We start from the raw sequence: 23980 nt of genomic DNA, 5'->3' as shown, positions 1-23980 counted from the left end.
ATATTTACCTCATGAACATCCCAAAAGGAAAAAAAATATACTTCGCATCCGATAATCATTTGGGTGCACCAACAGCAGAAGCCTCACGACCTCGCGAACAAAAATTTGTAGCGTGGTTAGAGGAAATTAAGCACGATGCTGCTGCTATTTTCTTGATGGGTGATTTATTCGATTTTTGGTTTGAATATAAAACCGTGGTACCAAAAGGTTTTACAAGAACGTTGGGTAAGCTTGCCGAGATAACGGACGCTGGTATTCCTATTTATTTTTTTGTTGGCAATCACGATTTATGGATGGATGGCTATTTTGAAGAAGAATTGGGAATTTCTGTCTACCATAAGCCCCAAGAATATACGTTTAAAAATAAAACGTTTTTAATTGGTCATGGTGATGGATTAGGCCCTGGTGATACCGGTTATAAACGGATGAAAAAAATATTTACTAGTCGTTTTGGCAAATGGCTATTTCGCTGGTTGCATCCTGATATTGGGGTTAGAATTGCCCAATATTTAAGTGTAAAAAACAAACTAATTTCCGGTGATGATGACGCCAAATTTTTAGGCGAAGACAATGAATGGTTGGTACAATATTGCAAACGTAAATTAGAAACCAAACACAGCGACTATTTTATTTTTGGCCACAGACATTTACCGTTAGAAATAGACCTCAACGAAAATTCAAAATATGTGAATCTAGGCGATTGGATTCAGTATTATACCTATGGTGTTTTTGATGGTGAAAATTTAGAGTTAAAGAAATTCTAAAAATTAATTATTCCGCATTCTCATGCTCCTCCAAATCGGCTGTTAAATCTAGCTTTCTAAACGAAGGCGAAACAATTCCAGTGGTAACTGCTGTAATTAAGGTCATGGTTCCGCCAAAAACAACGGCTGTTACAGTTCCCATTAATTTTGCGGTAACGCCACTTTCAAAAGCACCAAGCTCGTTGGATGAGCCCACAAACATGGAGTTTACGGATGCCACGCGACCACGCATATTGTCGGGTGTTTTAATTTGCAATATGGTTTGTCTAATTACCATAGAAACACCATCGGTTACACCACTAAAAAATAGCGCAACTACCGAAATCCAGAATATAGAGGACAGTCCAAAAACAATTATACACATACCAAAACCAAACACAGCCGCTAATAACTTCATTCCCGCATTTTTACTAATGGGAATATAGGCTGTAATTAACATGGTTAAAAAAGCACCAACGGCGGGAGCCGCTCGTAGTACACCAAATCCTTCGGACCCGACATGAAGAATATCTTGTGCAAAAATGGGCAATAAGGCAATGGCGCCACCAAATAAAACGGCAACCATATCCAAGGTTAAAGCACCTAAAATAGCTTTAGTTTTAAATACAAAATTCAAACCTTCTTTTAAACTTTGCATCACAGGTTCGCCTATTTTTGGGTTTAAAATCGGTTTCTTTTTTATTTGCGTAAGTGTCATTAATGCAAAAACAACAAGTCCGAAAACAAAACAAAGCGACCAATGCACACCAATAACACTTATTAAAACCCCAGCTGTTGCAGGTCCTAAAACCGATGCCATTTGCCATGTAGAACTACTCCAAGTAGCGGCATTTGGATATATTTTCTTGGCTACAATTAAAGCAACCAATGAAAAAATAGTTGGCCCGAAAAAGGAACGTAAAAATCCACCAAAAAAAACGAGCGCATAAATAGAATATAAAATGGTATTGGAAGACCAATCTGCTACAATTTTTGGCCAAGTTAAAAGAAATAAGCCCAAACTTATTAACGAAAATAATGCCATGCAAACAGCCAATAAATTGCGTTTTTCACGTTGATCCACAATATGTCCAGCAAATAAAGCCATGGCTAAAGCTGGAATAATTTCCATCAAGCCAATAATACCAAGCGATAACGGATCTTTTGTAATACTATACACTTGCCATTCAATAATAATAAATTGCATAGACCATGCAAATACTAATGCAAAACGAAGTACTAAAAAAATATTGAATTCTTTGATACGCAAGGCTGCGTATGGATCTTTTTTAGACATACTTGTTTCCTACAAAAGCAGGGACCTTTTTATTTTAAAACTACAAGTTTATTTAAAACGTTGCAGATAATTATTGATTTTTATTCTATTAAAATATTATCATTTCAAATGAAGTAAAACACGTTTATAAAACCGATTCCAATCCATGAGAAAAAAAGAAAGCACAAAAGTACAACACGAAGCCTTTCTAATAAAACCTTTTAAGACGAAATTAGTTTTAATGGTCCAATAAATTGGGAATTTTAAGTTGCGAGCTGTTGAAACTAAATTTACAAGTCATAAAAGTTTTGGACGGCACTCATTCTGACAAAAAACGGATATATATTTTTAAAATTCAGTTTCAAATGAAATCAAAGTATAAAACAAGCAACGCAACCTTTAAACGTATTGTGCATCTAACTATAAAAAAGGAAATATGTTTAAAAATTTATTGAAGGTTATAATAATTGCACCTTTTCTAGTAGCAACTACCTGCGAGGACGACCTTGAAGCGGACAAATTGGTTTATAATGTTTATAAAGCAAATGTATCCACTGATTATAGTTACTCCATTAATGATACAATTTGGATAAGTGGAAAAATTTCTAGTAATCTATTTAATGCGTCTATTAACGATTCGATATTTATGGAAATTCCACAATCAGACCATTTTTCAATTTATAAATTTATTGAACCCACGAATGTTTCAAACTGCCAAGATGCAATTGATTCGTTTGAGTTAGTTAGGACTAATGGACAGCTTACATTTTCAAATTACTGCGAAAATGGAACTATAATAGCCTTTCCTGAACTTGAGAATAATCGGGAATTTTATAGTTATAGAATAGGTTTAAAACCCAAATTTAATGGTGACTATGTAATTAGTTGGCGTAATGGAATGCTTCAAAACTCCAATAGAAATGAATTTATAATAGAAAACTATCCAATAGAAAATTTCCCGAATCAAATTGGATTCAATAGTTGTGGAGATGTTTCTTGGAGATATTTAAATGAATCTGACAAAGAATATTATTTTAAAGTTGAATAGAACATTTTATAATAGGATATAAATTGGTCTATTAACACAAAATAAATCGCGAAAATCTTTACTGCTTGTTATAATATTCCAACCACAAGTAGGTTCAGGTTATATTAGTACAATAGGCAACTAATTTTATAGTAAGCCGAAATTTTTACACTATTAGTTTTTACACAAATGATTTAAATAGTCGTTTAACTCCAATTGAAACAAGGTGCCTTTTAATAAGTCTTCTAATTGTAATAATTCGGTTTCGTTTACTGCTAAACTTACTTTATCACTAGGAGATTTTATCATAATACCGCGTTTATCACAGTCTTCACGACAACAAACATCGGTTTCCAATTGTTTGGTTGCGTAAATACAATTATAAAATTCTTTAATTTCAACTAAAGATAAGTAGAATCCCATATCTCGGAATACTAATTGTACTTTTTTTGGCTTCTTTTTTTGTTCGGGGAATTTCCATTGAAAAGCAATTCCAATGCTATTATGATATATTTTATGAATGTCATTTTCCATGCTTGCAGGTTTTAAACGATGCAAATATAAGTTTATTTAGAATAAATCTAAATAATAATTATGGTTTTATAAGCTTAAATTCTACACGTCTATTTAAGGCGCGCCCAGCCTGGGTAGCATTAGTAGTTTGGGGAAAGCGATTGCCAAAACCACGAGCTTTAATACGTTCAGGGCGTAAACCTTTCGAAATTAAATACAAGGATACTTCTTTAGCGCGAAGTAAGGATAATTCATCATTACGTTCCTGTGTTCCTACATTATCCGTATGACCATAAATTTCAATCTGTAAACGCTTATGGTTGTCTAAATAATTGTATAATTGATCGAGTTCTTGTACAGATGACCCTAAAAGTTTATGCTGATTAAAATTGAAAAACACTTTTCTTAAAGCGTAAACCTTATCGGTTTCTAACGTTTGGTCAGCCTCTATGGTTTTCACTTTAATATCAACAGGGTCGGCAGGTTTAAAAGCTTCCAAACGGATATCGTCTAGATAATAATACGCTGCATCTGGATTTTTAGATTTTTGAACTTCATGTTTCGTTATTTTGGCATTTTTATCAAAATTTCCAATAATAAAAAACCGTTCGAATCCTTTCGCTGTGTATTCAAAAGTTACTTTTTCCCACGCATCTTTTTCAGTATAAAATTGTTGACTTCTTATACTTATAAAATGACTATTCTTTTCGTTACTTAAAACCTTATTGATATTAATAACCGCTTCCGATTGCATTTTCAAGGGTTTATCTAAAAATAATATCCCTAAATCTTTAATGGCATGACTGGAGTTTTCCGCAAGACTCACATAAAAAGTCATGTTATATTTTTCTTGAGCAGTCAAAGTTTCTAACAATTCACCTTGAATATACTCCCGGTAATTTTCTGGTGCTAAAACATACACTCCACTATAAGCTTTACCCGTTCTAGCCTTTTGACTTCCAAAAAAATTTATAAACCCAACCGTTTTACTACAAGCATGAAAATAATCTGTTGAACCCCAATTTGGCGTAGACCAATGTGTAACCAAATGATTAAAATTTCCAAGCAATGATGGGCAACGCTTATAGTCTTCAAAACTTGGGTTGTGTACTAAATTTTGAGATATCGCAAACTGGAAAATGAAACCAATAACAAGTGTTAATGAACTTTTCATGATACAATAGTTTATGCACTTTTACTTAATATCCCGTAATTTCAATTGCAAGGACACTTGATTATTCCAATGATTTTCATCAATAGAATATACGGCAGAAAAAGGTTTTTTATCTGTAATTATATCCAGCTTATCACCTAACCCAAAACCTATGCAGACTAATGTATTGGTGCGTTCTGGATTGGTAGCTGTAATCCGAAGGTGACTTTTATCTTCACCAACACATTTGCCATACCCGGTATCATGCAGGTTATCTGTCATAAAAACTGGCGACATATTGCCTGGTCCAAATGGCGCAAACTGTTTTAAAATGCGATAGAATTTCGGCGTTACATCACGCAATTCAATTTGAGCATCAATCTTAATTTCTGGTATTAATAAGGATTTATCAATAGTTTCTGAAACCACATCTTCAAAAGCTTGTTTAAAAGCTTCGTAATTTTCGGATTTCAAGGTTAATCCAGCTGCGTATTTATGACCTCCAAATTGTTCAATATGATCTGCACAGGCTTCCAAGGCATTGTACACATCAAAACCACTTACGGAACGTGCTGATGCTGCTAACCTATCACCACTTTTGGTAAACACCAAAGTTGGCCTGTAGTAGGTTTCTATTAATCGAGACGCTACAATACCAATAACACCTTTGTGCCAGGCTTCGTGATATACAACGGTTGTAAAACCGTCCTGCTCATTATTGGTTTCTATTTGCTGTAGCGCTTCAAGGGTGATTTGTTTATCGGTTTCTTTTCTATCTGTATTGAAAAATTCAATTTCCTCCGCATAACTTTTTGCTAATTCAGGATTGATTTCCGTTAATAAAGTCACCGCATAATTACCGTGTTTCATACGTCCAGCGGCATTAATTCGCGGCGCAACAATAAAAACCACATCGGTAATGGTTAAATGCTCCTTTTTTACTTCAGCAATAATAGCTTGAATGCCTGGTCTGGGATTGCTATTAATAACATCCAAACCTAGTGAAGCCAGTGCGCGATTTTCACCTGTAATAGGCACAATATCAGCGCCAATAGCCGTTGCTACTAAATCGAGATATTCGGTTAAATCGGCAGTTGTTTGCCCCTGTTTAGCAGCTAAAGCTTGAATGAGTTTAAACCCAACACCACACCCACATAATTCCTTATATGGATACGAGCAATCGTCTCGTTTAGGGTCTAAAATAGCAATAGCTTTTGGTAATTCTGCTCCTGGTCTGTGGTGATCACAAATAATAAAATCAATGCCTTTTTCGTTGGCATAAGCCACTTTATCAATAGCTTTTACGCCACAATCTAAAGCAATAATGAGCGAGAATCCATTATCTTCTGCAAAATCAATACCTTTAAAAGACACACCATATCCTTCATCATATCTATCAGGAATATAGGTTGCTACATTTTCAGTTCGGGTTTTTAAATAAGAACTCATTAAGGCTACAGATGTCGTGCCATCCACATCATAATCGCCATAAACCATAATGTTTTCGCCAGTTTCTAGTGCTTTTTCAATTCGTGAAACCGCAATATCCATGTCTTTCATTAAGAATGGATCGTGTAGATCTTTTAAACTTGGCCTGAAAAATGTTTTGGCAGCATCATAGGTTTCAATACCACGTTGCAATAGTAAGCTAGCAACAATGGGTTCCACGTTGAGTGCTTTTTGCAAAGCATCCACATTTTTAGATTCCGGTTTTGGTTTAATGGTCCAGCGCATGGCTTTGTTTTTTATAGTTTTGCCGATTAGATTATCATCTTAAAAAAAACATTATCAAAAAAGATTCTTCATTTTGCTCTAAATGACAAAGTGAAAATTATTTATTATGATAGTGAATACTTGTTTTTACAGTAGCGAATTTTCGAAACATTTCCATAACCCCACAGTATTTTTCAACAGATAAATCGACTGCCTTTTTAATTTTATTTTCATCTAGATTGTCACCATAAAAATGATATTCTACAGAAACGCTATGGTAATATTTAGGATGCTCATCGGTTAGTTCGCCATAGGTATCCATTCGGAAATCGGAAACTTGTACTTTCATTTTATCTAAAACAGACACCACATCCAATCCTGAACAACCTGCTAAAGCCGAAAGCATCATGGCTTTTGGTGATAAGCCTGAACTATGACCACCATGTTCTGGACTGGTGTCCATTAAAACCGTTTTCCCATTTGGGTTATCCGATTCAAATTGTAGATTCCCTTTCCAATGTGTGATTACTTTATTTGTATTTGCCATGTATGTTGATTTTTTTGTTACTTGTTGGATTATAACTTAATTCTGAAAAAGGCATAAATTAAAACTGTTTTCAGTTCAATATTGCTTGTTTATTCAAAAATACCAATAAAAAAATAGACTATGCCACTTGTAACACCATTATCCGCAGACCACGATTTAGAAACTAAAGAGTTAGCCGAATTTTTTAATGAAACACTAGGTTTTTGCCCAAACTCTGTATTAACCATGCAACGCAGACCGGCAATTTCCAAGGCGTTTATAAACCTCAACAAAGCGGTTATGGCCAATGAAGGTCGTGTAACATCTGCTTTAAAACGCATGATTGCCTGGGTTTCAAGCAACGCAACAGGTTGCAGATATTGTCAAGCTCATGCCATTCGTGCTGCGGAACGCTATGGTGCAGAACAGGAACAGTTAGATAATATTTGGGACTATAGAACACATCCAGCTTTTTCGGAAGCCGAACGTGCTGCCCTCGATTTTAGTTTAGCAGCGAGTCAAGTGCCGAATGCCGTGGATGACACCATTCAAAATCGCTTACACCAACATTGGAATGAAGGCGAAATTGTAGAAATGTTGGGCGTTATTTCTTTGTTTGGCTATTTAAATAGATGGAATGACAGCATGGGAACAACTTTAGAACATGACGCCATAGAAAGTGGAAATCAATTTTTAGGAAAACATGGTTTTGAGGTTGGGAAACACGTGTGATTAGAACCTAGATTTTAGACCGCTTTGCTTTTAGAGATTTGACAAAACCTTACTAGAAATAGTGAGGTTTTTATGTTTTTAAAATACATTTCTTCTTGAAACAGCTGTAAAATATAGATTTTTATAAGCTTCATTTTTTGTGTCCTATTTTAAGATTTGGCATTTTCAGATGTTTGTTTTCTAACAGACTAAAATCTTCACTTTTATTTGTTTACCGTGTCACAGCAAGAACTAAAACAGTGAATTATTTTAGTTGAAAATTATAATTCTAATGGAAGAACATATAACATTATTAGTATTTATTACCCTAATTGTTGTAATACTAGTATTAGCAGTCTTAATGGGCAAAAAAATGGATCAAAATCATGAAATAAAAACGATTAAAACTTTGAAAAAACAATCAAAAAAGAAAATTAAAGCTCAAGCAAAGTATAAAAAGGGATCCAAGTACAAAGTGGACAATAATGCCAATAGCATAGTTAACAATATCAAAGAAAAATCAATTTTTATCTTATCATTAATCAAAATATTGCTTTAAAACTAATTACTCATCTCCAAAAGCGCAGCTTCTGAAGTTGCCCGAACCGAAGCTTGTGCTTTCTCAATAGCTTCTTTTAAAGACGTTGCTTCTGGCGACATATCACTTGTTGTGGCTATGGCTTTTACATACCAATCTTCCCAAGCTTTAATAATTTCAATTTGTTCCGCAAGCTTATCACCTTTCTTAATGGCTATTTTTCCTTGTTTTAATTCTTCATGCAATCTGGAAATAGCTGCGGTTTCAATATGGGTAATTATTGTTTTAGCAGTTGTTGCATCAGAATTCAACAAAGTATACGCAGATAGCAATGACGCTGTCCCTACATTTTTAAGCGTTTCTTTAGATACTTTATCCAATCGGTCGTTATCCGTATGATAAAACTGATCGGTAAAATGCCAAAACAAGACACTTGGAATATTACTTCGTAAAAAAGGCATGTGATCGCTTCCTCCTTCAAACGGATTAGTATTAACTTCCCAATTGGCACGTTTGCCTTGAGCTTCAAATTCACCAATTACAAAATCATTTAAATAATGGGGTTTCATTTGGTCTAAACTCATTTTACTTCCGCCCCATTCTGAATGTTTATCATTACCACGAGTCCAAATAGCACTAGGATCTGGCATTTTTTCTATTAAAAAAGAACCACCTGTGATGTCTGTATTTTCGCCTACCATGTCCAAGCTAATTCCCCATTTTATATCTTGAGCACGCATTTTATCCTCTTGGACATAACGACCTGTGGATACAATTTCGTCTCCCCAAAGAAAGGTTAATGTTCTGGTAGGATTCCATGTATTATTTTTTAATAATTTCGCTGAAAGCGTTGCCATTTCCAATGCAACACCAACGCCTGTAGCATTATCGTTGGCACCCGGTTCCTGAACATGCGCGCTAAAAACCAAGCGCTCATTGGGTAGTTTATTTCCTTTAATATCAGCAACAATTGTTAGTTCTTCCGATTCGTATATTTTAGTTTCTATTTGAACATTTAAAGTAATTGGCCCATTAGAAAGTGATTCTTTTAAACGCTCTTTAGCTTGATAAGACAAGGCAATTGCCCAAGGCTTTAATTTAGAATTTAAAGGAATGGAACGAAATTGAATAGAGGTTGTATTTTTTTCTGGTTGTAAATAGGATGGGTTATCATAGGTCATTAAGCCAATAGCGCCACCTTTAACAATGGCATCATTATAAATGCGTGATGGACTGGTTTCAGCGAAAACAATTTTTCCTTTCACATCCATTTTTTTTAGTTTCTGAACATCTTCCACATAAACCACTTCAGCAGTAACTCCTTCCTTTGGCGTGCTGTAGGAATTTAAAGCCACCATATTTCGGTTGGTTTTATGTGCTAAAAGCGGTGCTTCTTTGCTGTTAAAGGTTACGAGGGCATCCACCATTTCCCACGTAGGATTTTTTAATGGACGCTTTTCAATTCGGTAGGTAAGTCGGTTGTTTGGTTTTGCTTTTTCTTCTAAAATGAAACCAGCACTTTCTAAATTTTGAGCGATGAAATGAATACTTTCATTAAATCCTTTATTTCCAACCACACGCCAGTATTTTTCAACAAATGCTGTGGTTTCGTATGCTAAATCGCCTGAAAAACTAATTATAACGGTTTGCTCTAAACTTTCTTTTGTGCTTTGTTTTTTTATGGCTTGTGCTTGGGTTAAGCTTGAAAAAGTTACACTGAAAAGGCCGAGAAATAGTATTTTTTTAATCATGATAATTGGGTTTTAACCGAAAAAATAAAGATAGATTTTTTATTTGATTAGGCTATGGACTTTTGTTTTTAATATAGGTAAAACTTCGGTTTGAAACCAAGGGTTTTTAGTTAACCAAAACCGATTTCTAGGCGATGGGTGTGGCAAGGGTAAATACATGGGCAAATAGGCTTGAAAATTATCAACGGTTTCTGTAAGTGTTTTTTTAGCACTACTTTTTAAATAATAGCGCTGTGCATACATACCAATGAGTAGAATTAATTCCACATGCGGCATTTGCTTTAATAATTGTTGATGCCACTGTGGTGCACATTCTGGCCTTGGCGGTAAATCCCCCGATTTCCCTTTTCCTGGATAACAGAATCCCATAGGCATAATGGCAAAATTTTCGGGGTTATAAAATTGTTCTTTGCTAACATCTAGCCAATTCCGTAATTGCTTTCCGCTAGCATCATCCCATGGAATTCCGGAAGCATGAACTTTAGTCCCTGGTGCTTGACCTATAATGATAATTTTAGAATTTTTATGAGCAATTACTACAGATCTTGGACCTAACGGCAAATGATCTTTACAGATGGTACATTGACTAATGCTATGAAGTAATTCTTGCATGTTTTTCATTTCAATATTTAAAGCAATTTGGTAATATATTGATTCTCTTTTTGCTTTCAATATCTATTCATTTTCCATCATCGTTTTCATATCTATAACATAAGATGGATAGGTGAAAACCATACGCTTGAATTCTTTTACCGTCATTTTATTATAAATAGCCGTTGCAAAAACGTTGATGCTTTCATTGGCTTCTGAGCTTAAAATATGAGCACCTACAATTTCGTCAGTACGTTCATTAACTAGAATGGTGTAGGCATAGGTGTCTTCATTTTCTTTTTTAGCATTAAACCAATTACTAACTTCACCTTGATACACTTTTACATTTTTATAACGCGCTTTGGCGTCTTCTTCACCATATCCCACCGATGATAAATTGGGTGTTGTAAACACAGTGGACGGTATGCATGGAACATCAAATGTTTTAGATTTTTCTTTAATTATATTATGTCCAGCTATATAACCTTGAAGTCCTGATAGTGGCGTTAATGCTAACGATTTATTGGAAACATCACCACAAGCATATACTTTTGGATGCGATTTACTTTGCAAGTAATCATTGACCACAATACCATTATGATCGGCTTCAATAACGGCTTTTTCAAGATCTAAAGCCGCAATGGCAGGAACTCTGCCTCCCGAATTAATAACTAATCGCGATTTGTGCGTGGTAACTTCGCCATCAATAGAAAAAGTAACTTTTAAATTCTTTTTTAATTTTTTAACACCTGTTACATCCGCATTAAAAATAAATTTCACACCTAAACTTTCAAGTTTAGTAATTAATTTTTTTACTAAAAATGGATCAAAATTAGCTAGAGCTGTATTCCCTTGTTCTAAAATGGTAACCTGACTTCCTAGCGTGGCGAGCATACAAGCAAATTCCATGGCAATATATCCCGATCCAATGAAGGTAATAGATTTTGGAATTTTCTTTAAATCCAATACGTCTTCACTCACTTTTAAAAATTCGTTTCCCTCAATATCTAACGGTCTTGGAATATTTCCGGTGGCAATTATAAAATAATCGGCAGATACGACTTTGCCTTCGACCTCAACTTCATTTTTACTGATAAATTTTGGCGATTGGTGGTACAATGACATACCTAAATCTTTTAAGTTTTGTTCTGTTTTTGGAGGAATGGGGTTTGAAAAAGAACGTCTGAATTTTTGAACTTGCTTCCAATTTAACTTCGGATTTTTTTTAACGCCTCGTCCTTTTAAATTGTTACTTTTATATACTAATTGCGAAAATTGCAACAATATTTTTTTGGAATCGCAACCCCTATTGGCACAAGTTCCACCAAATTCTCTATTATCGGAAATAGCGACGCTTAAATTATTTTCTCGGCATATTTTTGCCGCGGTTTGTCCGGCAATACCACTTCCTATAACGAATACGTTGTAATGCTTATTTTTCATAATCTTAATTTGTAGTGATTAAGATACTGAAATTTTAGACAGATACTGTTAGGGAAAATTTAAAGTTTGCAACTGGAGCTTCGTACTACAAAAAAGATTTCCATAATTGTTTTTTAAACAAAATTTACTTTTTACCACCTACAACTACCACAATTTCACCTTTTGGAGGTTTGTTGGTGTAATGTTCTAAAACGTCCTTGGCAGTGCCACGAATGGTTTCTTCATAGAGTTTAGAGAGTTCTCGGGAAACAGAAACAGGTCTGTCTTCTCCAAAATATTCACAAAAATGAGTGAGTGTTTTAATTAGTTTATGCGGACTTTCGTAAAAAATGATGGTTCTAGTTTCTTCCGCAAGAAGCAATAAACGTGTTTGACGTCCTTTTTTTACGGGTAAAAAGCCTTCAAAAACAAACTTATCATTTGGCATGCCGCTATTTACTAAAGCTGGCACAAAAGCAGTTGCGCCTGGTAAGCAATCCACTTCAATATTATTTTCAATACAAGCTCTGGTTAATAAAAATCCAGGGTCGGAAATAGCAGGTGTCCCAGCATCGCTAATTAAAGCCATGGTAACACCACTTTTTAATTTATTAATTAAACCATCAACTGTTTTATGCTCGTTATGCATGTGGTGCGATTGTGATGGTGTATCTACATCAAAATGCTTTAATAGTTTTCCAGAAGTTCGGGTGTCTTCAGCAAGAATTAAATCCACTGATTTTAAAACATTTATGGCTCTAAAAGTCATGTCTTGCAGATTACCAATAGGTGTTGGAACAATGTAAAGTTTCATAAAGCGAACTGATTTCTATTTAGATTTCAATCTTCTGATGTGTTTCAACATTCAAAATCATGCGTAATAAAAGATAGGTTGAGAAATATTCTAGTTAATCGAATTTGCTTTCAACAAGTTCCATAAAACGCGTTTCATAAACCTCTTTACCTTCCCAATTATTATAATCAGGTTTTACAATGTTTAAAACTAAATTCTGAACCTCCTCCACTGAATTCAAGGTATTTATTTGCGAAATCACACGATTGTAATCATCACCTTCACCATTAAATAAATGTTTAATAAAAGCTATTTTATCATTAAGCCCAATTACCAAGCCTTTTTTAAGTTTATCGTTAAGGGATTTCTTTAAATTAGCATCCGTTTTTTTAACGGGATCAAAGATAGGTTGGTTATCAAAACCAGCTGTTATATCATCCAAATCAATTTTATGAACTTGGGTTTTTGGGGTTGCCTTTTCAAAAAGTGAATCCACCATTTGCGCTTCATGAGGCATTTGGGCTACCATATCTTTTATTTTTTCAATGGCAGGTTCCATAATTTCTTCGTGTTCAGACTCATCAAGATTTATGTAGGTCTTATCTTCAAATTCAATATTGTCGCTCACTTTATTATTAAAAGCTACATCTAACATATCAAAAAATGACGAATCGTTACCAATAGTAGGAATATCATCCTCAAAATTTTCTTTGGCAAATTTTAATACCGTTAATTTTTCATATAAAGCAGCCACTTCTAGATGCATTTTATTTAAATCATCTTTACCTTTTAATTTTAAGATTCTATGTGCAATACTCATTAATTCAGCTTCTAACTTCTTCTTCATAACTTTTTAACTTTAAAACCTATTTATGCTTTTGATTTTTAATAAATTTACGCCACCTTTATACAAAACGAACAATCCGTTTATTTTAGTGTTAAAATTACAAAATGTTTCTCGAAAATACAGTAAATCATAAAGAACAATTTGGCTGGATCGAAGTTATTTGCGGTTCTATGTTTTCCGGTAAAACGGAAGAATTAATTCGTAGACTCAAGCGTGCACAATTTGCCAAACAGAAGGTTGAAATTTTTAAACCTACGGTAGATATACGCTATGATGAAGAAATGGTGGTTTCTCATGATGCCAACAAAATCCGCTCCACAGCAGTTCCTGCGGCCGCTAATATCCCTATGTTGGCAGACGACTGTGATGTGGTTGGTATTGACGAGGCCCAATTTTTTGATGATGAAATTGTTCGGGTTTGTAATGATTTAGCCAACAAAGGTATTCGCGTTATTGTTGCTGGTTTGGATATGGATTTTAAAGGTAACCCATTTGGTCCTATGCCAAATTTAATGGCAACGGCCGAGTATGTAACCAAGGTGCATGCCATCTGCACCAAAACAGGAAATTTAGCACAATATAGCTATCGAAAAGCGAAAAGTGATGACCTCGTTTTATTAGGTGAAGTGGATGAGTACGAACCTTTAAGTCGTGCTGCTTATTACAAATCTATGCAACGTGATAAAATACGTAGCATGAAAGTTGAAGGTGCAGAAGAAATTGAAAACAATACCAAAGACTCCAATGGAAAAAGTGCATGAAACTGTTCTTGAAATTGATTTAAATGCCTTAACGAAAAATTTTCAGTACTTAAAGTCTAGAACAAATTCACAAACCAAAATATTAGCCGTTGTTAAAGCGTATGCCTATGGCAGTGATGCGTCAGAAATTGCTAAACACCTAGAAACTTTACATATTGATTATTTGGCGGTAGCCTACACAAATGAAGGTGTCGCGTTGCGTGATGCTGGAATTCGAACACCGATTTTAGTGCTTCACCCACAATCGGCAAATTTCAAAACGCTTATAGAACGTTGTTTAGAGCCTAGTTTATACAGCCCTTTTGTTTTAAATGAATTTATAAAAGTTGCAGAAGCCGAAAAACAAAGCAACTTTCCCGTTCATATTAAATTTAATACCGGTTTAAATCGGTTAGGTTTTGAGGAAACCGATGTTCCTAAAATAGTATCCACATTAACCAAGACACATAGTATTCAGGTAAAATCTATTTTTTCACATTTAGCAGCTAGCGAAGATTTTAATGAAAAAGCCTTCACTAAAAAACAAATTGAATTATTTACACAGATTTCAGATTCTTTCATACATGCTATTGGCTACAAACCCATGTTACATATTTGCAATACGTCTGGAATTTTAAATTATCCTGAAGCTCATTATGATATGGTACGTTCAGGAATTGGATTATATGGTTTTGGTAATTCAGAATTAGAAGATAAAAATTTCACACCTATTGCATCCTTAAAGTCAATTGTTTCGCAAATACATAGCATAGAAAAAGGAGATAGTGTTGGTTATAATCGTGCATTTATTGCCACAAATAAAACAAAAACAGCTACCATTCCTATTGGCCATGCAGATGGTATTGGTAGGCAATACGGAAACGGTAAGGGGTTCGTTACCATCAATAACAAACAAGCTTATATTTTGGGAAATGTGTGTATGGATATGATTATGGTGGACATTACGGATATTGACTGTCAGGAAGGAGATGAAGTTATTATCTTCGGAAAAACACCAACAGCAAACGCATTCGCTAATACAGCAAAAAGTATTTCTTATGAGATTATAACCGCTGTTTCACAACGTGTAAAACGAATTTTTTTAAAATAATTTCTTGTCAATTCGTTTACATTCAAACTTTTATTTAAATTTAAAACATAAATCACTAACTAAAATAATTTATTATGCTTAAAGAATTCAAAAAATTTATCATGACAGGGAACGTCATAGACCTTGCTGTTGCCGTTATACTGGCTGGCGCAGTTAGTTTAGTTGTTAAAGGGTTTGTAACCTATATCATGATGCCAATAATTGGTCATTTCTCGGGTGGAATTGATTTTTCTGATATGAAAATCATTCTAGACGATGCTGTTTTGGCAGCAGATGGAACAATAGCAACACCAGAAAATGCTATTATGTATGGCGAATGGATTAATACTATTATCAATTTAATTATAGTTGGTTTTGTATTATTTATGATTGTGAAAGCGTATAATAAAACTAAAAAACCTGTTGAGGCAGCTCCAGAAGCTCCTAAAGGACCATCGGATAACGAATTATTAATGGAAATACGTGATCTTTTAAAAAAATAAGACGTAGTAACCGCTACATTGCATATTCTAACCCTAAACCACTTCGTAATAGAAGTGGTTTTTTTATGTTATATTTTAAACAATTACCTTAATAATTATTTAGTTTTGTAATTAAAATAATAAAGATGAAAGTAGCTGTAGTTGGTGCCACAGGCATGGTAGGGGAAGTGATGTTGAAAGTTTTAGAAGAGCGTCAATTTCCGGTTACCGAATTAATACCTGTAGCTTCAGAGAAATCTGTTGGTAAAAAAGTTGATTTCAAGGATAAAACATATACCGTTGTTAATCTTGAAACAGCACTTTCACTAAAACCCGAAATAGCTTTATTTTCGGCCGGTGGTGAAACATCATTACAATGGGCTCCAAAATTTGCAGCTGCTGGAACCACGGTAATTGACAACTCGTCTGCTTGGCGTATGGACGTCAACACCAAATTAATTGTACCAGAAATTAATGCATCTACATTAACTAAAGCTGATAAAATTATTGCCAATCCTAATTGCTCTACCATTCAAATGGTGCTTGTTTTAGCGCCACTTCATAAAAAGTATAACATCAAACGTATTGTTGTTTCTACCTATCAATCAATCACAGGAACTGGATTAAAAGCTGTAAAACAATTAGAAAATGAAATGGCTGGTATTAATGGCGAAATGGCATATCCCTATCCAATTCACCAAAATGCCTTACCACATTGTGACGTGTTTGAAGCTAATGGATATACCAAGGAAGAAATGAAGTTGGTTCGTGAAACGCAAAAAATTCTAGATAATAAATCTATAGCAGTAACGGCAACAGCCGTAAGAATCCCAACAGCTGGAGGTCATAGTGAGGCGGTAAATATTGAATTTGAAACGGATTTCGTGTTAAGTGACGTTCGTAAACTTCTAAACGAAACGGAAGGCGTTATTTTACAAGACAATACAGACGTAAACACGTACCCAATGCCTATTTATGCTAACGGAAAAGATGACGTATTTGTTGGCAGAATCCGTAGAGACGAATCGCAGCCAAACACTATAAACATGTGGATTGTAGCCGATAATTTAAGAAAAGGTGCCGCAACAAACACTGTTCAAATTGCAGAATATTTACTAAAAAATGATTTAGTTTAACGTTTACTCATTCTAAACATATAAATACCACGCTTTAATCAAGATATTGGCATTTTTTTTCTTAAATTCGTAGTCGTCTTTTAAGTCGATTATGGAAAAAAACTACCTCATTTTATTACTTTTTGGTCTCACATTGCTTGCTTGTAAATCAGAAGATGATGATTATATAGCCTTGCAAATTCAAACACAAGCGGATACTGCACAAGTATTTCAAAATAGCTTTGTTGAAATTGATGTGCTTGCCAATGATAGAAATATTCCGGAAACAGGTGTATTAACGGTTACAACTACAACCTATGCCACGATTTCCATTCTTGATAATAATACCCCGAACAATCCAAGTGATGATAAGATACGTTATACACCAACTGGCAATTACGTAGGCACTGATAGTTTTGTATATACAATTTGTTCTTCAAATAATAATTGCGCAACAGGAACCGTAACGGTTACTATTTTACCAACTTCACCAGTTGTTTATAATCCAGATGACTTGCCATATCCCAACTTATCAGATTATAATTTTTATGAAGGCGATTTAAAAAATTTAGAGCCTGTTTCAGGTGTTATTCCCTACGATTTAAATTCAGCATTATTTAGTGATTATGCACACAAAAAACGATTTGTATGGATGCCAAATGGCAGTAAAGCCAATTATGATACCGATTACACACCCTTTAATTTTCCCGTTGGTGCTTTTCTAATAAAGAATTTTTATTACGATAACGTGTTGCCAGCAGGTAATACCAGAATTATTGAAACACGCATCATGTATTTTACAGATAGCGGATGGGAATTTGCCGAATATGTTTGGAATGAAGAACAAACCGAGGCAAGCTTCACAACCACTGGTAGCTTTGTAAATTTAGATTGGAACGAAGCAGGTACAGTTAAAAACGTCAATTACCGTGTTCCATCAAGAGCCGAATGTTTTACGTGCCATAATAAGTTTGGAACACCTGTTCCAATAGGTCCAAAACCGCAGAATTTGAATAAAAATTATGTGTATCCAGATGGCACAAGCAATCAATTACAGAAATGGGTGGACCTCGGTTATTTAAGCGCTGATTATCCTGGAAATATTGACACTATGGTAGCTTGGGATGATACGTCAGAATCCCTAACCATGCGTGCACGCTCTTATTTAGATATTAATTGTGCCCATTGTCATTCAGAAGAAAGCTATTGCGAATACAGACCTATGCGTTTTGCATTTAATGAAAATGAATTGGCAAGCAATATGGGTATTTGCGTAGAACCCGACACCAATATTGGAGACGAATATCCATTAATTATGAATCCCGCCAATGCCGATGCTTCGGTAGCTGTTTTTAGAATGACTTCTGTAGAAGAACAATATCGTATGCCTTTATTAGGACGCACATTACAACATACAGAAGGTGTTGCTTTAATTACCGAATGGGTGAATTCTTTAACCGATAGATGTGAATAAACCTAAGACCTTAAAATTAAGAATAAAAAAACACTTATATTAGTGAAATATCAAGCTATAAATCAATTACTTAAGTCATGAAAACAAAATTACTTTTACTCGCACTTTTAACACTTGCCGCTACACATGCCCAAACAAGTTCCAATACATGTACTGAAGCAGATGCTGCAACGCCCATTACGCAACCAGGCATTTATAGTGTATCTTTAATAGACGGTAGCGAAGTTCCTAGCCCTAATTGTAATACTAGCTCAAATTCAGCTAGTCTAGGCGAGTGGTTTAAATATGTACCAGAATCGGATACGTATCTAACCGTTTCAACCGATTTAACACAAAATGCTGGTCGTGATACACGTGTACATATTTTTAGTGGAACATGTGGCGCACTAATTTGCGAAGGTGGTGATGATGACAGCGGCAGTGTATATTTGTCCATTGCCACTTTAAATGTTTTAGCAGGCCAAACTTATTATATTGCATTTGATAACCGTTGGGACGCAAATGGTTTTGATTTTGAAATTGCAGAAAGCGATCCTCCAACACCTCCTGCAGTAACTTTTACAGTTAGTAGTCTTTCTACAACAGGAACCAATAGAGCCGTTGTCGATATGAATGGTGATCATTTAGATGATATTGTTTCGGTTTCCAATACCAATATTAATATTCAGGAACAATTACCATCTGGCGGATTTCAAAGCATGGATATTACCACATCATATGCAGACAACACGCCTGGTTGGAGTTTAGCTGCAGCTGATTATAATGCGGATGGCTTTACTGATCTTTTATATGGAGGTGGAAATGGTGTAACATTCATGAGGTCTAATGGTGATGGTACTTTTACCGAAGATTCTCATGACCCTTATGTGTTTTCGCAACGCTCCAATTTTGTGGACATTAATAACGATGGCCATTTAGATGCTTTTGTATGTCATGATGTAGCACCAAACGTTTACTTTATAAACGATGGGCAAGGTAACTTAACCTATTATCAAGGTGAAAATGTTCAAGGTGTACCAAGCGGATTGGGTCTTTATGAGTCCGGAGGAAATTATGGTTCCGTTTGGATTGATTATGATAATGATAGAAACCAAGATTTATTTATAGCCAAGTGCGGTGGTGAAGAAGCTAGACGTATGGATCAATTACATAAAAATAATGGCGATGGTACATTTTCTGAAATTTCAGCAGCTTTAAATTTAGCCGATCCTATGCAAACATGGTCATCTGCCTGGGGTGATTTTGATAACGATGGTGATATGGATGTTTTTGTTGGTGCCAGTTCTGGACCACACAAAATGATGCGAAATGATTTGGTAACCGATAATCAAGGAAATACAACAGTAATGTTTACAAATGTTACAACCGCTTCAGGTGTTCAACTGTTAACTGAAACAGGTATAGAGAATGTAACCTATGACTTTGATAATGATGGCAATTTAGATATAGCATCCAATGGAAATATCCTATTTGGAAATGGCGACTTAACATTTTCACTTCATGAAAATTTAATATCAGGAAGTAATGGTTCCTTTGGCGATTTAAATAATGATGGATTTATAGATTCTTTCAGTAATGGAAATATTTATATGAACAGTGGGAATACTAATAATTGGATTAGTATCTGTACGGTTGGAACAGAAGGTTATAGTAATATAAACGGAATTGGAGCACGTGTAGAAATTCACACACCTTCAGGCATTCAAATTCGCGATGTTAGAAGCGGTGAAGGTTTTAGATTTATGAGCACATTAAATACACATTTTGGACTAGGAACAGAATCAACCATTGATAATTTAATCATATACTGGCCATCAGGTGTTGTAGATAATATTCCAAACCCAACAATTAACCAAAGACTTTGTGTTACAGAAGGCGAGGCGTTAACAGTTCAAGATTATGAGCTAGCAGCATTAACAATTTACCCGAACCCAGTAGAAAACACCCTTAATATTTCGGCACCTGTTTCTTTAGATGGTAAAATTGCAACCGTTTTTGACATAAATGGTAAAAAAGTATTAAACTCTAAATTACAAACAAACACTTTAGATGTTTCAAAATTACAAACCGGTTTTTACATTTTACGATTAGAATCTGAAGGTCGCGTTATAAACAGAAAATTTATTAAGCAATAACATAGATTCATCAACATAGTAAATTCGCTTCTATTCTTTTAGAAGCGAATTTTTTTTGCCGTATTTTTGCTAGATGCTAAACGTAAAAAACCTCAATTTTGCCTATAAAAAAACACCTGTTTTACAGGCTTTAAACTTGCGTATACAACCAGGTGAAAATACAGCTATAATTGGCGAAAGCGGTTCGGGAAAAAGCACCCTATTAAAACTCCTTTATGGTGAGTATGATTTAGATTCCGGTCATATTTTTTGGAAAGACACAGAGATTCTCGGGCCTAAACACAATTTAGTGGTTGGTTATGATTTCTTGAAATATGTAGCTCAAGAATTTGATTTGATGCCGTTTATAACCGTGGAAGAAAATATAGGAAAGCACTTATCTAATTTTTTTCCGAAAGAAAAGAAAGAACGCACAGCTGAACTTCTTGACGTAGTTGCACTCACCGAATTTTCAAAAACCAAAGTCACCCTTTTAAGTGGTGGTCAAAAACAGCGTGTAGCTCTAGCTCGCGCCTTAGCTCAAGAACCAGAAATTTTATTATTAGATGAACCCTTTAGTCATATTGATAATTACCAAAAGCAGGCATTAAGGCGTCGTGTTTTTAACTATCTGAAAAAGAAAAATATTGCCTGTTTGGTGGCCACTCACGACCAAGAAGATGTTTTAGGCTTTGCGGATCAGATTATTGTATTAAACAACCAAACTATTGCTGCTCAAGGAAAGCCACAAGATCTTTATAACAAACCTGAAAGTGCTTTAATTGCTGCTTTTTTCGGCGAATTTAATCGTATTAAAGGTCAGTTTATTTATGCACACCAACTGAAAGTGGTTGAAAAATCGGATATAAAAGTAATCGTTAAAAAAGCGTATTTTAAGGGTTCTTATTTTTTGATAGAGGCGAAATTTGAAGAATCCACTATTTTATTTGAACATCCTTTAGAATTGCAAAAAGGTGATATGGTTTATTTAGAAATTTTTAAATAATAGCTTCAATTTTATTCGTCTGATTATTAAATGCAATCTCGTTCAGTACGGTTTTCCCTAATAATAATTTTCCAATAGGCGTTTGCGGTGAAATGGCATAAAACAATTCACCAGCAATTGAAAACGCGCCGGCACTAATAGCAACAAAATAATTGGACTTGGACGTATACACCACACTTCCTAAACAGATGGTTTTGGAGGTATTTAAAACCTTCATTTTAGTAAGCGTGTTCTGTTGCTTTTGTATTTCAGAAAGCTGCACACCTGCTTTTTCACGCTCTAGTTGTAACATGGCACGCCCTGTTTCATGCTTATCGCCTGCACTACTTTTGGTTTCACTGGTTAAAGATTCTTGAATTTCAGCAATTTTTGTCTGAACGGCCTCCAACCGATGGTTTAAAGACAGTAAGCACAAATTGTATAATTCACTTTTTATGGCATTATTTTTTTTCATTGGTTTAGTTGTAATCTAATCTTCCAAAATATCCCATTTGCCTTACTATCCAAGACTTTCTTCCGGCAATATAATTACTAGCTGGTTGGGCTCTATATTTTAACGGATTTGGTAAAATAGCAGCTATTGAAGCCGCTTCCATGGCCGATAGTTTTGCGGCTGATTTATTATGCCAATAGCGCGCTGCGGCTTCAGCACCATAAATACCTTTACCCATTTCTATACTATTTAAATACACTTCCATTATGCGTTCCTTGCTCCAAGTTAACTCTATTAAAAAGGTAAAATAGGTTTCCAAACCTTTTCGTAACCAACTCCTATTTGGCCATAAAAAAACATTTTTAGCCGTTTGTTGGCTTATGGTACTAGCACCTTTTATGCGCTTACCTTTTTTATTATTTTCAATAGCTTTTTCAATAGCTTTTATATCAAACCCATTGTGCTTTAAAAAATTCTGATCTTCACTACAAATTACGGCTAGTTGTAAATTTTTTGATATATCATCAATTGAAACCCAATCATGTTCCCAAGTCATTTTATTACCTTTTTGGTATTCTTCAACACCACGGATAACCATTAATGGGGTAATAGGCACGGGAACCCATTTAAATAATACAACCATAGCTACAGATAACACTATAAGCCATAGAATACATTTAAAAATAAATTTGAATAGTTTTTTTATCATATTACTTTAATAATTGGGCAAGTTCTTTTCCTATTATACTACCAATAGCGACACCCATTCCGCCTAACCGCACACCACAATATACATGATTGGATAGTTGCTTAACAATTGGTTTTTTCTGGTTTCCAACACCCATTATGCCACTCCAGCAATAATCAATTTCAAAAGGAATATTGGGTGAAATTGTTGTTTTCATTACCTGTTCCAAATGATTTTGAATAAGAGCGGTTTCGTTCATTACTGTCGTTTCTTCACCTTTAAAATCTAAATTTCTACCACCACCTAACAGGATTCTATTATTAATATTTCGGAAGTAATAATAACCTTTATCTAAATGAAAAGTTCCGGTAAAAGGTAAATTAGGTATTGCTTTTGTTATGAGTACTTGGGCTCTAGCCGGTTTTACATCTTCATTTATTAATTGGGATGCAAAGCCATTGGTTGCTATTAATAATTTATCGGTTATAAATTGAAAGTGGCTGGTTTTTACATCAACCTGGCCGTTTAATTCTGTGTACGCTTCAACGGTTACGTTATTGAGTATTTTGATACCTGCTGATTGCACTTTTAACAATAAAGCCTCCATCATTTCGCCTGTATCAATTTGTCCTTCAAATGGATTAAAAATGAGTTTCTCGCGAATTTTTTTAAATCCGAAAACATTGGTTTTAAGTGAAAATATGGATGCTTTTAAAACTGGAAACAGCAATTTATTAATCGATGCTCTTTCCGCTAAACAGGTATCGTATAATGCTTGATTATCCTTGTTGAACAATTCATAGCCTCCCAATTGCTGATAATTTATAGCTTGATCTGAAAGATTTTGACGTAATAAATGTAATCCGTCAATCCGTTTTTGAACGAGTTTAATAACCTCATCTTCTGAATGGGTTTTTAAATCGTCTAGAATTTCGCTTAAACTTCCAAAGCAAGAAAAACCTGCATTTTTAGTGCTAGCACCTTGCGGTAATATGCCTCGCTCAAGAATTAAAATTTTGGCTTTTGGAAACTGTAGTTTTAGTTGTAATGCACAATTTAAACCAACAATACCACTACCAACAATAGTATAATTTACGTGACTTAACCAGGTTTTATGTTCCCAATACGATAGATTCATAGGGCTAATTTACTGATTTTTTACATGCTATAGTGCCATTAAAAATGGTGTTATACATAAAAATATAGATTTCAAAAAGTGCGATGCTAATTTTAA

At 34.7% G+C, this 23980-nt stretch carries 24 protein-coding genes; 11 read left to right on the top strand and 13 right to left on the bottom strand.

From position 1 onward, the window contains the following. Window positions 1–11 precede the first annotated feature (11 nt). The gene (locus ACFPH8_RS03055) at window positions 12–764 is read left to right on the top strand and encodes a UDP-2,3-diacylglucosamine diphosphatase (protein WP_376858412.1); all 753 of its coding nucleotides are present in this window, start codon (window positions 12–14) and stop codon (window positions 762–764) included. A 7-nt stretch (window positions 765–771) separates the two neighbouring features. Here ACFPH8_RS03055 and ACFPH8_RS03050 read toward each other — a convergent pair whose 3' ends face one another. Continuing rightward, entirely contained in the window at window positions 772–2040 is a 1269-nt protein-coding gene (locus tag ACFPH8_RS03050) for an MFS transporter (protein WP_376858411.1), read from the bottom strand. A gap of 415 nt (window positions 2041–2455) precedes the next feature. Here ACFPH8_RS03050 and ACFPH8_RS03045 point away from each other — a divergent pair, with 415 nt between their 5' ends. Further along, complete coding sequence (locus ACFPH8_RS03045) at window positions 2456–3067, top strand: hypothetical protein (RefSeq protein WP_376858410.1); 612 nt, start codon at window positions 2456–2458, stop codon at window positions 3065–3067. A gap of 153 nt (window positions 3068–3220) precedes the next feature. Here the strand turns inward: ACFPH8_RS03045 and ACFPH8_RS03040 are convergent, their stop codons facing one another. The 4 genes from ACFPH8_RS03040 to ACFPH8_RS03025 all read right to left on the bottom strand — a co-directional run bounded on the left by ACFPH8_RS03040 (window position 3221) and on the right by ACFPH8_RS03025 (window position 6972). After that, window positions 3221–3580 carry a DUF6686 family protein gene (locus ACFPH8_RS03040; RefSeq protein ID WP_248397054.1) on the bottom strand — a complete coding sequence of 120 codons (360 nt, stop codon included), beginning with the start codon at window positions 3578–3580 and terminating at the stop codon, window positions 3221–3223. 58 nt (window positions 3581–3638) lie between these two features. After that, window positions 3639–4733 (bottom strand): OmpA family protein, encoded by a 1095-nt coding sequence (locus ACFPH8_RS03035; protein ID WP_376858409.1) that lies wholly within the window; start codon window positions 4731–4733, stop codon window positions 3639–3641. Between the two features lie 21 nt (window positions 4734–4754). Then, the gene (recJ, locus tag ACFPH8_RS03030; protein ID WP_376858408.1) at window positions 4755–6446 is read right to left on the bottom strand and encodes a single-stranded-DNA-specific exonuclease RecJ; all 1692 of its coding nucleotides are present in this window, start codon (window positions 6444–6446) and stop codon (window positions 4755–4757) included. A gap of 97 nt (window positions 6447–6543) precedes the next feature. After that, entirely contained in the window at window positions 6544–6972 is a 429-nt protein-coding gene (locus ACFPH8_RS03025; protein ID WP_376858407.1) for an OsmC family protein, read from the bottom strand. Window positions 6973–7092: 120 nt separating this feature from the next. Between ACFPH8_RS03025 and ACFPH8_RS03020 the strand changes: the two genes are divergently transcribed. Next, on the top strand, window positions 7093–7683 hold the full coding sequence (locus ACFPH8_RS03020; protein ID WP_376858406.1) for a carboxymuconolactone decarboxylase family protein: 591 nt from the start codon (window positions 7093–7095) through the stop codon (window positions 7681–7683). 271 nt (window positions 7684–7954) lie between these two features. After that, complete coding sequence (locus ACFPH8_RS03015; protein ID WP_376858405.1) at window positions 7955–8221, top strand: hypothetical protein; 267 nt, start codon at window positions 7955–7957, stop codon at window positions 8219–8221. Window positions 8222–8223: 2 nt separating this feature from the next. On the opposite strand, the gene ACFPH8_RS03010 is transcribed toward ACFPH8_RS03015, so the two are convergent. The 5 genes from ACFPH8_RS03010 to ACFPH8_RS02990 all read right to left on the bottom strand — a co-directional run bounded on the left by ACFPH8_RS03010 (window position 8224) and on the right by ACFPH8_RS02990 (window position 13604). Continuing rightward, on the bottom strand, window positions 8224–9951 hold the full coding sequence (locus ACFPH8_RS03010) for a M28 family peptidase (protein ID WP_376858404.1): 1728 nt from the start codon (window positions 9949–9951) through the stop codon (window positions 8224–8226). A gap of 39 nt (window positions 9952–9990) precedes the next feature. Beyond that, window positions 9991–10563, bottom strand: a complete 573-nt coding sequence (locus tag ACFPH8_RS03005) for a uracil-DNA glycosylase family protein (RefSeq protein WP_376859103.1) — start codon at window positions 10561–10563, stop codon at window positions 9991–9993. A gap of 63 nt (window positions 10564–10626) precedes the next feature. After that, window positions 10627–11985, bottom strand: coding sequence for a dihydrolipoyl dehydrogenase family protein (locus ACFPH8_RS03000; protein ID WP_376858403.1), 1359 nt, complete (start codon window positions 11983–11985; stop codon window positions 10627–10629). 124 nt (window positions 11986–12109) lie between these two features. Next, the gene (gene rsmI, locus ACFPH8_RS02995; protein ID WP_376858402.1) at window positions 12110–12778 is read right to left on the bottom strand and encodes a 16S rRNA (cytidine(1402)-2'-O)-methyltransferase; all 669 of its coding nucleotides are present in this window, start codon (window positions 12776–12778) and stop codon (window positions 12110–12112) included. 94 nt (window positions 12779–12872) lie between these two features. Next, window positions 12873–13604: a hypothetical protein gene (locus tag ACFPH8_RS02990; protein ID WP_248397035.1), complete on the bottom strand. Its 732-nt coding sequence runs from the start codon at window positions 13602–13604 to the stop codon at window positions 12873–12875. A 104-nt stretch (window positions 13605–13708) separates the two neighbouring features. Here ACFPH8_RS02990 and ACFPH8_RS02985 point away from each other — a divergent pair, with 104 nt between their 5' ends. The 7 genes from ACFPH8_RS02985 (at window position 13709) to ACFPH8_RS02955 (ending at window position 21625) form a co-directional block, all read left to right on the top strand. Further along, complete coding sequence (locus tag ACFPH8_RS02985) at window positions 13709–14365, top strand: thymidine kinase (RefSeq protein ID WP_376858401.1); 657 nt, start codon at window positions 13709–13711, stop codon at window positions 14363–14365. After that, window positions 14349–15455: an alanine racemase gene (gene alr, locus ACFPH8_RS02980; RefSeq protein ID WP_376858400.1), complete on the top strand. Its 1107-nt coding sequence runs from the start codon at window positions 14349–14351 to the stop codon at window positions 15453–15455. Before ACFPH8_RS02985 ends, alr begins: the two co-directional genes overlap by 17 nt. Window positions 15456–15529: 74 nt before the next feature. Next, window positions 15530–15937: a large conductance mechanosensitive channel protein MscL gene (mscL, locus tag ACFPH8_RS02975; RefSeq protein WP_248397031.1), complete on the top strand. Its 408-nt coding sequence runs from the start codon at window positions 15530–15532 to the stop codon at window positions 15935–15937. Window positions 15938–16062: 125 nt separating this feature from the next. Beyond that, window positions 16063–17052 (top strand): aspartate-semialdehyde dehydrogenase, encoded by a 990-nt coding sequence (locus tag ACFPH8_RS02970; RefSeq protein ID WP_376858399.1) that lies wholly within the window; start codon window positions 16063–16065, stop codon window positions 17050–17052. Window positions 17053–17143: 91 nt separating this feature from the next. Beyond that, window positions 17144–18505, top strand: coding sequence for an Ig-like domain-containing protein (locus tag ACFPH8_RS02965; protein ID WP_376858398.1), 1362 nt, complete (start codon window positions 17144–17146; stop codon window positions 18503–18505). A gap of 77 nt (window positions 18506–18582) precedes the next feature. After that, window positions 18583–20640 (top strand): FG-GAP-like repeat-containing protein, encoded by a 2058-nt coding sequence (locus tag ACFPH8_RS02960; protein ID WP_376858397.1) that lies wholly within the window; start codon window positions 18583–18585, stop codon window positions 20638–20640. Between the two features lie 73 nt (window positions 20641–20713). Further along, window positions 20714–21625 (top strand): ABC transporter ATP-binding protein, encoded by a 912-nt coding sequence (locus ACFPH8_RS02955; protein ID WP_376858396.1) that lies wholly within the window; start codon window positions 20714–20716, stop codon window positions 21623–21625. On the opposite strand, the gene ACFPH8_RS02950 is transcribed toward ACFPH8_RS02955, so the two are convergent. From ACFPH8_RS02950 to ACFPH8_RS02940, 3 genes are read right to left on the bottom strand one after another with little or no spacing between them, the layout of a single operon-like run. Further along, on the bottom strand, window positions 21618–22079 hold the full coding sequence (locus ACFPH8_RS02950; RefSeq protein WP_376858395.1) for a 3-oxoacyl-ACP synthase: 462 nt from the start codon (window positions 22077–22079) through the stop codon (window positions 21618–21620). The genes ACFPH8_RS02955 and ACFPH8_RS02950 overlap by 8 nt on opposite strands. 4 nt (window positions 22080–22083) lie before the next feature. After that, entirely contained in the window at window positions 22084–22767 is a 684-nt protein-coding gene (gene mtgA / locus ACFPH8_RS02945) for a monofunctional biosynthetic peptidoglycan transglycosylase (RefSeq protein WP_376858394.1), read from the bottom strand. Between the two features lies 1 nt (window position 22768). Continuing rightward, complete coding sequence (locus ACFPH8_RS02940; RefSeq protein WP_376858393.1) at window positions 22769–23884, bottom strand: NAD(P)/FAD-dependent oxidoreductase; 1116 nt, start codon at window positions 23882–23884, stop codon at window positions 22769–22771. Window positions 23885–23980: the final 96 nt, after the last annotated feature.

The organism is Bizionia hallyeonensis, assembly GCF_042657385.1.
In the GTDB taxonomy this organism is placed as follows: domain Bacteria; phylum Bacteroidota; class Bacteroidia; order Flavobacteriales; family Flavobacteriaceae; genus Algorimicrobium; species Algorimicrobium hallyeonense.
Note: the sequence above shows the minus strand (reverse complement) of the source record. Positions and strands in the feature narration are given on the sequence as shown.